Annotated in this window: 9 protein-coding genes and 2 pseudogenes; 1 reads left to right on the top strand and 10 read right to left on the bottom strand. The window is 39.5% G+C overall.

All coding sequences use genetic code 11. The features are described 5' to 3' along the window. Positions 1 to 174: 174 nt before the first annotated feature. The 7 genes and pseudogenes from HNQ34_RS16970 to HNQ34_RS16945 all read right to left on the bottom strand — a co-directional run. Positions 175 to 1,110: a carbohydrate ABC transporter permease gene (locus HNQ34_RS16970; protein ID WP_183256499.1), complete on the bottom strand. Its 936-nt coding sequence runs from the start codon at positions 1,108 to 1,110 to the stop codon at positions 175 to 177. A 19-nt stretch (positions 1,111 to 1,129) separates the two neighbouring features. Beyond that, complete coding sequence (locus HNQ34_RS16965) at positions 1,130 to 2,065, bottom strand: ABC transporter permease (RefSeq protein ID WP_221277486.1); 936 nt, start codon at positions 2,063 to 2,065, stop codon at positions 1,130 to 1,132. A gap of 157 nt (positions 2,066 to 2,222) precedes the next feature. Beyond that, complete coding sequence (locus HNQ34_RS16960) at positions 2,223 to 3,923, bottom strand: ABC transporter substrate-binding protein (protein ID WP_183256498.1); 1,701 nt, start codon at positions 3,921 to 3,923, stop codon at positions 2,223 to 2,225. Between the two features lie 96 nt (positions 3,924 to 4,019). Beyond that, the gene (locus HNQ34_RS16955) at positions 4,020 to 5,717 is read right to left on the bottom strand and encodes a sensor histidine kinase (protein WP_183256497.1); all 1,698 of its coding nucleotides are present in this window, start codon (positions 5,715 to 5,717) and stop codon (positions 4,020 to 4,022) included. 25 nt (positions 5,718 to 5,742) lie between these two features. Then, on the bottom strand, positions 5,743 to 7,302 hold the full coding sequence (locus HNQ34_RS16950) for a response regulator (RefSeq protein ID WP_183256496.1): 1,560 nt from the start codon (positions 7,300 to 7,302) through the stop codon (positions 5,743 to 5,745). A gap of 165 nt (positions 7,303 to 7,467) precedes the next feature. Next, the gene (locus HNQ34_RS17975) at positions 7,468 to 7,554 is read right to left on the bottom strand and encodes a hypothetical protein (RefSeq protein ID WP_409978387.1); all 87 of its coding nucleotides are present in this window, start codon (positions 7,552 to 7,554) and stop codon (positions 7,468 to 7,470) included. Between the two features lie 47 nt (positions 7,555 to 7,601). Further along, positions 7,602 to 8,210: pseudogene (locus HNQ34_RS16945) on the bottom strand (carbohydrate binding domain-containing protein); the annotation flags it as partial. Between the two features lie 474 nt (positions 8,211 to 8,684). On the opposite strand from HNQ34_RS16945, the pseudogene HNQ34_RS16940 reads away from it, so the two are divergent. Further along, positions 8,685 to 9,111, top strand: a pseudogene (locus HNQ34_RS16940) (transposase); the annotation flags it as partial. Between the two features lie 132 nt (positions 9,112 to 9,243). Here the strand turns inward: HNQ34_RS16940 and HNQ34_RS16935 are convergent. From HNQ34_RS16935 to HNQ34_RS16925, 3 genes are all read right to left on the bottom strand, one after another. Beyond that, on the bottom strand, positions 9,244 to 9,885 hold the full coding sequence (locus HNQ34_RS16935) for a YesL family protein (protein WP_183256495.1): 642 nt from the start codon (positions 9,883 to 9,885) through the stop codon (positions 9,244 to 9,246). Between the two features lie 124 nt (positions 9,886 to 10,009). Further along, positions 10,010 to 10,672 (bottom strand): SGNH/GDSL hydrolase family protein, encoded by a 663-nt coding sequence (locus tag HNQ34_RS16930; RefSeq protein ID WP_183256494.1) that lies wholly within the window; start codon positions 10,670 to 10,672, stop codon positions 10,010 to 10,012. Next, positions 10,669 to 11,301 carry a polysaccharide deacetylase family protein gene (locus tag HNQ34_RS16925; RefSeq protein ID WP_246364308.1) on the bottom strand — a complete coding sequence of 211 codons (633 nt, stop codon included), beginning with the start codon at positions 11,299 to 11,301 and terminating at the stop codon, positions 10,669 to 10,671. The genes HNQ34_RS16930 and HNQ34_RS16925 overlap by 4 nt, the downstream gene beginning before the upstream one ends. Positions 11,302 to 11,416: the final 115 nt, after the last annotated feature.

Raw genomic sequence — 11,416 nt, 5'->3', positions numbered from 1 at the left:
CAACCCTCCGCTTTTTCCCGGAAATCCTAACGTAAAGCTTGCAAATGCGCCAACAGGTGAATGATGGGCGTTAAAAAACATATTTTTCGGCATGGTCTTGTTCCTCTCCTTATATTGTTAATAGCTTCATCGGTTATATTGATATCTTTTAAAACTGAACAAAACTAGTTCTCTTTATTCTCCTTTCACTCCTCCTAATGTTAGCCCTTTAATAAAATACTTTTGCAAAAACGGATAAACAAGAATAATTGGAACACTCGCGATGATAGTCATCGTCGCACGGATGGATGCCGGGGTAACGGTATTCGCATCCGCTTGAGCATTAGCAAACGCATCCGCCGCTGTTTTTCCAGACATTGTCGCATTTGTATTTTGCAAAATTTTCATTAATTCATATTGCAAAGTACTCAAATTCGGATTCGATGAATTGTAAAGAAAAACATCAAACCAAGAATTCCATTGGTACACAGCAACAAATAATGAGACTGTCGCCAATACAGGCAAGGAAAGAGGCAGTACAATTTTAAAAAAGATTTTAAACTCACCAGCTCCGTCAATACGAGCAGATTCAATCAAACTATTCGGAAGTCCCTCGATAAACGAACGAATCACAATTAAGTTAAAGACACCGATAATGCCAGGAATAATATAGACCCAAAACGTCCCTATTAAATGAAGATCTCTCATTAACAAATACGTTGGAATCAACCCACCATTAAAATACATCGTCAAAATAAAGGCGATAGTGACAAATTTCCGAAATACAAATTCCTTGCGGCTAATGACGTAGGCTACCATGGCTGTGCAAAACACTGAGATCCCTGTTCCAAGAACTGTCCGCAACACGGAAATGAGTAATGCATTCAGTAACGTGTTTTCTTTCAATACATATTGATAGTTATATAACGTAAACTCCCTTGGCCAAAGATAAATTCCCCCTTTCATCGCATCGTTAGCATCATTGAGTGAAATCGCTAACGTATTCAGCATTGGATAAATCATCACAATACATAGGAAAACCATAAAACTATAGTTGCATACATCAAACACCACATCTCCCCATGACACATAGCGCGTCCCGATCTTCAATCCCCCACTGGTTTTCTTCATTTGCCCACCTACTTCAATCTTAAAATAATCTCGCCTGACCAAGGCGTTTAGCAATATGATTGGCACTAAATAAGAAAATAAAGCTGACAACAGTTTTAAAAATACCTGCCGCCGTAGCAAGAGAAAAGTTCCCCATGGAAATCCCGTATTTTAATACAAAAATATCGAGATTCTCCGAATAGTCTAAGTTCATTGGATTGCCCAACAAATATTGTGGTTCAAATCCTGTTTCTAAAATATTCCCTAAGTTCATAATAAGCAAAATAATAATCGTCGGCTTTAAAGAAGGAAGAGTAATATAGAAAATACGTTGTAACCTCGACGCGCCATCAATCTCTGCTGCCTCATATTGTTCAGGATCGATCATGGAAATCGCTGCTAAATAAATAATTGTGTTCCATCCGAGGTTCTTCCATACTTCCGAAGCTCCGATAATTCCCCAGAAATACTTACCAACCCCTAACCAAAGAACCGGTTCATCAATGATATGCAACTTTTGCAATACAATATTGACAATTCCGTTTTCTAACGATAACGCATATGAAATAATGCTAGCTGCTACTACCCATGAAAGGAAGTGAGGCATATAGCTAATCGTCTGCACGATTCGTTTAAATTTTCCATTGCGAAGCTCGTTAAATAAAATCGCTAACGTAATAGCGGTGACGAACCCAAGCACAAGGTTAATGACACTCATCGCTAACGTGTTGCGCAATACCCGCAAAAATGATTCATCTTGAAAGAGAAATTGGAATTGCTTCCACCCGATCCATTCCTGTTCGCTAAATGGAAGCCCCGGCCGATAGTTTTGAAAGGCCATTGTCCAGCCCCATAACGGGACATATTTAAAAATAAACAACCAAATTAAAAACGGAAAACTCATCAAAATCAACGTCTTTTGTTGAACAATTTTTCGCCATAACTGCTTTTTTCTTGTTGCTTTCTCTTTTGGCAACGAAGAAGAAAGCGGAGTTCCATGAGTCGTTTTTTCTATATTCAAGCTCTTTCCTCCCTTTCTTTTTTATATCGTTATACTCTCCTGTTGAACGGGGAAAAGAAGGGCCTAGCCAACTATGAGTAGCCGACCGGCCCATCTTTCCTGCCCACTCCACTTATTTTTTACTTTGCTCTACTTTCATTTTTACATATTTTGTAATTTCATCCTCGAACGCTTTAATATCCAACTTGTTATACTCTTTTACATATTCTTTCCAGTTTTTCTCGAATTTGCTCGGTGGATCTAACACCAACTTCGGGAAATACTTCCGTTGCAAATCTTGTTTCTTTTGTTGATAAATTTGGGCCGGAGACCCTTGCTTAACCGGAGCACTCCATGCTGGATACCACGGGCGCTCATCTGGTTTGGCGAATAAATCAGAAAACACCTTTGCCCCATAGGCTTGCAAAATTTTCTTATCCCCTTCCGTGTAGCTTGCTTGGGCAACTTCAGGTTGTCTGCTTGGCTCCCAAGCGTTCCCGTCAGATAATAACCCAGTTCCACGTGGCCAAGACCATTCGAAATAGGTGAAACCAAATTGCTCACGAAATTCTTCATTCGACGTTTTTTGAATTTGTTCCGGCGTCCGGTAGTAGCGTCCGTTTTGATCGACTTCGTATGTTTCGCCTTTGATCCCCCACATAATCAGCTTTTGGTTTTCCTCTTTTGCCATATTGTCTAAATATTTAATAATGCGTACTGGATCTTTTGCACTAACTGTAATCCCAATGCCGCGGTTAGACGCAAAAGATGGGGGATCAATATATTGATCTTTAATGTTTTTGTCAAATACAATCGGAAGCGGCATGTAGCGCAAATCATCATTACCTGCTTCTTTTAAGGCGTTGAGTGCTTGGTTTACTTGCCAGCCATAATCAAAGAAGCCTAATACCCTTCCGGAGGCGATTTTCGCTAAATATTCATCATAGTTGGAAACGAACGCTTCTTTATCAAACAAACCGGCTGCATTGATCTCGTTTAATTTTTTCAACCATCGTTTCGTATACTCGCCATTCCCATATACTTTAGCCTCATGAGTTTTCATATCAACAATCACTTCACCATCATTTGGATAACCAGCTAGATGGGCTGGCGGGTTTGAGATGGTGAAAAATCTCCAGTCATAAGTCAAAGCGGTAAAACCGATCGTAGGCTTTCCGTCTGTTTTCGGATATTTTTCTTTATATTTCGCAATCAAATCAAAGTACTCATCCAATGTTTTAATTTTTGGATAGCCGAATTCTTTTAACACACGCCGTTGAATCCAAAACGCCCCCTGCTCAATATCGGGATTAGGGACATATCCTTGTGGGACACCAGAAGGTAAAAGATAAATATTCCCGTCATCTGTTTTTAGCTGATCTAAGTAAGGGCCATATAATTTCTTTAAGTTCGGAGCATACTTATCAATGAGATCATTTAACGGAATCAATGCCTTAGCATCAAGAAGTTTATCTATGCCGGCATCTGGGAATATAACATCAGGATATTGTCCGCTAGCAATCATCGTCCCGATTTTTGTATTAATATCACCTACTAAAAACTCCATTTTTACATTGACACCAGTCTGTTCTTCGAAAATTTTACCAATTCTTGTTTGATTCGCATCAATATTTTTCTTTGAAAACCCCGCATTAAAATAGGTGAAAGTAAACGGTGTTTTATCATCTACAGATGACGGATTTTTATTGCTGCTGACATTCGTTTTTTCCTTACAGCCAGCCAACGAGAGAAGCAACAAACAAGACAAGAAAATGACAAATAACTTCCTCTTCAACCCTTTTCCCCCTTTGAATATTGTCGCGGTTCCCTTCATTTTCTCTCCCCCTTTCTTGTAAGCACTTTCATTATAACGTTTACATGATCAGCCATTAACCGGATAAACTTAAGACGATACTTAAAAAAATTAAGTTTATTCATGTCCGCTCATGTTTTCACTGGGAAGAAGAAGAGTGACAACCGTTCCGTGTTCATTGTGAATATGGAAACCGAACCGATTTCCGTAACACATTTTTAGTCGATAATACACATTTTTAATGCCGACGTTTTCCCCGATTTTTTCTTCTCGCTCTAAAGAGTCGAAAAGTTGGCGAAGTTTCCGTTCGTCGATCCCAGGACCGTTGTCCCGAATCATTACTTTCATCCGTTCTTTTTCTTTCTCTACTTGTACATCAATTCTGCCTTGCCCTTTCTGAGATTCCATCCCATGTTTACACGCATTTTCGACAAAAGTAAGAATCACCATGTTTGGAATCTTTTGTTCAAGCAAGGAAGGGTCAACCTTGATGTCGTAACAGATTTTCTCTCCAAATCGATATTTTTGCAGATGTAGAAGGCGGGAAACGACATCGATTTCCTCGCGCACCGTCACCCAATCTTTTCCCCAACTGATTGATTTTCGCAAGATTTTCGCCATATTTTCAATCATTTCTGCAGTTTCATATTCGTGTTTAATCACACTTCGCATCCGAATCGTTTCTAACACATTGAAAAGAAAATGAGGATTGATTTGGCTTTGCAACGCGTCTAACTGGGCTTGCTTCTTTTGTAACTCCAGCTCCTTTTTTTGAAGACTGGTCATGTATACATCTTGGATCAATTTCTTTATTTTATAAGACATACGGTTAAATTCGCTGGCAAGCTGACCAATTTCATCACGATAAATCCCCGTCCGAATCGTTTCAAACTGCTCATTCTCCATTTTTTTCATATACTTCAACACTTGTGCGATCCGAGTATGCAAAGATCGGGAAATGGCAAAAATAATGAAAGAAGGAACGATCAAATTTAAACTAGTTAAATAAAAAATAAACTTCTTTGAATAGCGGATTTCCTTGAACGCTTTTTCTGCAGAAATAACCCCAATCACCTTCCAATGGCGAAAATAGTAGTTCCCTTCATATTCTTCCTCTACGATCAGTTGCTCATTTTGAGCTTGAGAGGCAAACGGAACCATTTCCGTCTGCCAGCGGATGGATGGATTCGTCGTATACTCAATCATCCCTTGCCCATTGACTAAATAAATATCCCCGGGAAATGTTTCGTTTCTGAACAAGTGATTGATCGCATTTTGGTCCAACTCGATTTTGACGAATCGCTCCGTTTTGTTATAAATTGTGAAATAATTTAATTTCCTCACAATAGCAAATGACCCGTCTATATGGATGATATCCGGCAGCGAGTTCATTTGCTGATACCAATCCGCACGTTGTATTTCGTCGGTAAGCGGTTGCACTTGCATTGAGAACATCACCGTAGGATTATCAGTAAAGAACGTAATGGAACGGATGAGCGGGTACATGTACCGATATTTGTTGAATTCAGGCAAAATTTCATTGTAAAACTGCACATATTCAGCTTCCGATCCATATTGCCGATCTAGCATTTCATTAATTTGATTGTCCATATATAATAAGGTAGAAATGCCTACGACTTGCTCAATATTTTGTTGCCAATCATTTTTCATTTGCTTGATCACTAACGACGCATCATGTAGTTTTTGTTGTTTAACGTTTTGAGTAATCACATGGTAAAATAATCCGTTTGTCGCAACCATCGGAATAAACACGGAAAAAATATAAAGCAATGTCAACTTATTTTTAAGCTTCATATGGTGGAAAGATGCAATCCATCTCCTATAATTGTAAACGAATCGTTTGTTTCCGATATTCAGTCGGTGTAAGCCCTTCCATTTTTTCGAACTGTGTAACAAAATAATCCACGCTCCCAAAACCGACTTGTTCAGCAATTTCATAAACCCGCAAATCCGTTGTACGAAGAAGCTTTTTCGCCTGCTGAATACGCAATTGCAATAAAAATTTTTTGAAGTATACCCCATATGTTTTTCTAAAAAGCTGTCCTAAGTAGACAGGGTTCATATAAAACTGATGAGCGATATTTTTTAAACTAATATTTTCATGATAATGTTCTTCAATGTATTTCTTGACTTTATGAATCTCGCATATCATCAATTGTCCTCGCAATTTGTCAATGATTTTCGAACATTCAATAGCAAAATCAATAAACCGTTGTTGAATTTCATTTAAACTGAAGCTATATCTTTGACACTCCATCACACGGGATAATGTCGTTAATTGCTCCTCACGTCCTCCAAGATGTTTCACAATGCCAACCGCTTTTTGCACAAAATGAACAATGGATGTTTTCACCGCCTCTGCGGCAAAACGTTTTGCACGAAATTCATAGAAAATCAGACTTACTGTATGCAAAATATGGTCTAGTTGGGATTCTTCTATATACTCAATTAATCTATCGTATAGTTGATCGTCAATATCCATATAATGAACGTCTACTCCCTTTACTTGGTCGTAAAAAATGGGGCCTTCCTCTACCATATATTTATAACGCATAGCATAGTACACCTGCTCGAGTAGTTGTTGGAGCTGCCCGACACAGGAAGCAACCCCGCTCACATACATCGTCATGTTTAACCTTAAGTTTGTTAGTTGTTTATACAAACTATCTATATTTCCATTCATCTCTGTTTCGTTTTCAGCAATCAACAGCAACCCATACCGATCCCATCCATGTTCGTAAGTAGGGAAATAAATCGGTTGATGAATATGATTCCGAAAGACATCATCAATTTGACGTTTCATCTCCTGGTGTTCGATCTGCTCCATTTCTTTATCTCCCTGATTGATCTCTATCATTACATATCCAAATAATGGATAAAAAGGAATCCCCAACTCTCTCATTTGTTCATTAGCCGTTTCATCATCGATTTCTCCTCTAATCAATCTGCGAAATAACATTTCGATTACCTGTTCCTTCCTCATTTCGATTTGCTTTTTTTCCTCATTTAATAAATTAGCAATCCGTTCTAATGCTTGTTCGAATTCCTTTTTATCAATCGGCTTGAGAATAAAATCACAAACTCCATATTTAATCGACTGTTGCGCATAAGAAAAGTCACTATACCCACTAATGACAATAAACTTTGTAGCAGCTTGCCTGTTTACAGCCATATGCCGAATCAGCTCAAGTCCATCTAACACTGGCATGCGAATATCTGTCACAACTAGATCCGGCTGTAATCTTTCGATCGCCCAAAGAGCATCTTCCCCGTTATCTGCTTCCCCGCAAATTCTATACCCGTATGCTTCCCAGTCGATTAACGCTCTCAACCCTTCCCGAACAAAGACTTCGTCATCTACGAGCATTACTCTATGCATGGGTCTTTCCTCCACTCCCTCATAGACATACGGATAATAAACACGTTTGCATCTTCCATAATGGGCAGGAAAGGATCGGCCACACCGAAAGAAATTCGCCACATTTCATGAATTTCCCCGACTATCGTTGCCTATCCCTCCTATACTTAAATTTGTTTTATTTTCTTAATTTTTTATGTTGAAATATATTAACAATAATACACCAAATTTTGATGTATTTCTATGCGATAATCCCGTTTGGTCATTCCAAATAGCGATGCTGTCCCTCGTTCCGTTTCCATTCTCATGGATGGCACTAACGATTCTGGTTTCATCGCATTTTCAGCAACAATGCTATTAAAATGTTTTTTTAGTAAGTCAGCATGAACACCATCCAATTGATCAGGCGCAACTGCAGCCCCAATAGCAAAATCATCTTGATATACATCTTTTAAAGACGGAATGTCGGTTTGAATGGGAAGTGGCGGCAAATAAGTGAGTTCAAAGTCATCAATATAAAAGGAAGAAAGGTCGCTAGCAGACTCCACATAAACGTAGAGGGAGTCAACGGTATACTTTAATTCATACGTCGCCGACAGTAATACCCACTCATCGGCGGTCACTGTTGTGTTAGGGACGACAGTATCATAATCATTTACCCCGTTAACTGTTCGCTGAATACTGACCCGCAAACTGGTCGGTCTTTCCCCTCGGGCTAACTTAGCCCATACAGAGATGGTGTACTTATTCCCTTTTTGTATTTTTCCATAAACGTTTAAAGCCGGACCGCTGTACGCGTGCTGTCTCCCTGTTGTTAATAGGCTATACTTGCCTGTTTTCACTTCTGCTTCCGTCACCGTCAGTCTTTCCTTACCAATCCACGGCTGCCAACCTTGGGCACTGCCATCTTCAAAATCAGTCCGAATCACTTCTGAAAAAGTTTCTTTCGCCACAGTCGTCCGCTGGACATTAGCTGGAAAAAATACAGAAAAAAGGAGCGCAAACAGCAAAATCAGTGGACATTTCTTTCTCACTTCGATCCCTCCCTAGTATTTGATAACGCTTTCAATATATCTTTTTTCTTCATCATCTTACTGCATTTGGGCTTTCCTTTTCGACCCTATAAAATTTACGATTTATTTAAAAAATTTACACGTGTGTTAATTATCCAATAAAATCCAAATAACGTATAGAAAAAAGAGCACCTTTTCCATAGAATGTAAACAATCACACCAACAAACCTAGGAAAGAACATTCCTAGGAGAATTCTCGGGGATTTGAAAGAAAAAGTCCTCTTAGTACGATGCAGGGATGTCAATCAGCGAATCGACCCTACATTCATATCAAGGAGGATCGTCGTAAAAGTCTGCAGCGTCTTGTTCCAAAGATTCCATGGTGTCGCTGATTTTACTTGTTAACTAGGGACGAAGCAGTGCGGTTCGAAAAAGTACCATCGTATGGTGATCTTTCAAGATGCCAATGGTCATGAGATTTGAGTTGTCCGCAGAAAAGATTGCCGACATGTACGAAAAGCGTTGAACGATCGAAGTATTTTTCCGATGGATCAAGCAATACTTGAATGTAACAACTTTGTTCGGCAAGACAGAAAACGCTGTCTGCAATCAGCTGTTTGCGGCATTCATTGCTTATGTGTTATTAAGATGGTTATACGATCAAACCTAGCAACATGCACAAACAGCACTGACGTTCATTTCTTTTGTACGTCAATTTCTGTTTGGGCAACTTTCTCTCGATTGGAAATCAGCGATGGTAGAGGCCTTGTTTGAGCATGCCCATTTTTATGGGAGGGAAATACCTAATTTTAGATAATCAACAACTGTGGGGAATTTTTTTACTCCGTTAACTTGACGGATATGGGAACAATCCCCCTCCCGACGCTTGAAATTGACTTTTATATCATAAAAGCCAGCCTGTTCAGACGGCTTTTTCGCTCAACGGCTATTATTTTCCCTGCTGCCATATGGCCTGTTTTTCCTCGACTTTCCGAAACGCACGCAATGCGCTGCCCATGACGACCAATGAAAACAAGCTGATGCTAAAAAATGGGATCAATCCTGGAATATACATGAATACGACAAACAACACCCCTGCGCTCATCAACATGATCAATGTCATCAACGGATTGGCCATTCCGATCAGGAGCGCGTATTTCATGTATTGCCAAAAATTCAATTTATAGTGAACGTAAATAGGGAAAATATACAACAGCGTCACGATGTAAAAGATAAAAATGATAAATAAAACAATGGAAAAAAGAAGCCGGAAGGATGACGGCACATGAGCGAGATACAATACGTCAATATACAAAATATAGGCAACGGCGATAAACACGATCCCAAAGCAATTCGCCCGCCAAAACTCTTTTTTATATGTCTGAAAAAATGTTTTAAATACGGGAACATCATTGTCGTGAAACACTAGCCATTTCCGCACAATAGTAAACAGAGCAACGGCCGCCGGAGCGATACCGAAAATGACCGCTCCGACTAAGGTAAAGAGCACCCATAGAATATTAATATACGCAAGTTTTGTAATCCATTCGCAAACACGATACAATTTCCCGTCCAAAAGACCAGAACGCATCATTCATCCACCTTTATCCTAAACTTTTAAAATTAGTATACCATAGATAGCATGAGAAGGAGGTATGGGGATTTTTTCTTTCCAGTCTCTGAAAACCTTTATAGTGAGAATAGTTTTTTTCGTTTTATTCGTTTTCCTTCTCCCAGTCAAAACCGATAACTTTCAAAAACGCTCTTGCTATAATCATATGACCCACAGCCGATGGGTGAACACGATCCCAAGCTAACGCCGCTGGATAAAAAAACTTTAATACCTTATTAAAAGCTGATTGGGTATCGACAAATAAACTACCAGTTTCCTCTGCAATTTTTCTAACCACTAGACCATATTGATCCATTGTTCGGCGCATTGGATCATGTTCGTTAGCTTCTATATAGAAAGGCGTCATAAGGATAATACCTTTGGCTAAAGACTTAGTTTCTATCACAAGAGTTCGAAGCGTTTCTTCATATTCATCTAAGCACACATGCTTTTCTTTCATGAAGGGGGTATCATATTGTCGCCAAACATCGTTAATCCCAATCATGATTGATAGCCAGTCAGGTTTTTGAGCAATGACGTCCTCTTGCCACCGTTTTTTTAAATCTCGAACCGTATTTCCGCTTATGCCTTTATTGACAATCCGAATCCCCAATTCTGGATAGACTGATTGTAGAAGACCGTCCACATAAGCCACATATCCTTTCCCCAATGCCTCAAATAATCCCTCTCCTTCTGGCTTAGCACGGTCACAGTCTGTAATGGAATCCCCGATGAATAGCAGTTTTTGATTTTTTCCGATCCTCATTTCTTTTCCTCCTCTGCCAATCTCAACAGATCGCTAACTGTAACCAATTGATATCCTTGCAGACACAACTCAGAAATAAGAATTTTTACTGCTTCAATCGTCTGGGAACGATCGCCAAACCCGTCATGAAAAAGAAGAATACTTCCACTACTTATATGGCTGCGAGTCTTTTCTATAATATAATCGACTCCAGGCTGCTCCCAGTCTAACGCATCTGTATTCAGTGCCCCGATCATTCTGTAACCTAAACGTTTGACTAGCAAAACGACGCCATGATTATAATCGAGATAAGGAGGACGGAAAACAGTTGACTTCATCCCAGTCAAGTTTGTAATTATTTTGTCAGTCTGCTGAATCTCTTGTAAACAATCGCTTTCATTCAAGAAAGTCAATTTGGCATGAGAATACGTATGATTTCCAATTTCATGCCCTTGTGTAACAACCGCCTCAACAATCTCCGGATACTCGACCATATGTCGACCAATCATAAAAAAGGTCGCCTTTCCAGATACCTCTCTAAATAGATCCAACACTTTCAACGTATAAATTGGATTGGGACCATCGTCGAACGTCATGGCAACCACTTTGTGGGGCGTCTCGACGCGCTGAATCATTTTCAACGCACCCATATCGTTTCCTCCTTCCTTCTCTCCTCCAACCATAAAATGCTCGTCACACCGCGCGGATAATATTTGCTTCCGCTAATTTCGCCTGCAATAATTTGGTCGCTCCAGCTCCAAATGG

Origin of the sequence: Anoxybacteroides tepidamans (assembly GCF_014201465.1) — a bacterium.
In the GTDB taxonomy this organism is placed as follows: domain Bacteria; phylum Bacillota; class Bacilli; order Bacillales; family Anoxybacillaceae; genus Anoxybacteroides; species Anoxybacteroides tepidamans.
This window is presented reverse-complemented; position numbering and strand designations above follow the sequence as displayed.

Bases quoted from the DNA above. Each gene is read 5' to 3' on its own strand.
- HNQ34_RS16970 (WP_183256499.1), bottom strand. From the start codon at position 1,110: ATGAAGAAAACCAGTGGGGGATTGAAGATCGGGACGCGCTATGTGTCA.
- HNQ34_RS16930 (WP_183256494.1), bottom strand. From the start codon at position 10,672: ATGAGGATCGGAAAAAATCAAAAACTGCTATTCATCGGGGATTCCATT.
- HNQ34_RS16960 (WP_183256498.1), bottom strand. From the start codon at position 3,923: ATGAAGGGAACCGCGACAATATTCAAAGGGGGAAAAGGGTTGAAGAGG.
- HNQ34_RS16935 (WP_183256495.1), bottom strand. From the start codon at position 9,885: ATGCGTTCTGGTCTTTTGGACGGGAAATTGTATCGTGTTTGCGAATGG.
- HNQ34_RS16925 (WP_246364308.1), bottom strand. From the start codon at position 11,301: ATGGGTGCGTTGAAAATGATTCAGCGCGTCGAGACGCCCCACAAAGTG.
- HNQ34_RS16955 (WP_183256497.1), bottom strand. From the start codon at position 5,717: ATGAAGCTTAAAAATAAGTTGACATTGCTTTATATTTTTTCCGTGTTT.
- HNQ34_RS16950 (WP_183256496.1), bottom strand. From the start codon at position 7,302: ATGCATAGAGTAATGCTCGTAGATGACGAAGTCTTTGTTCGGGAAGGG.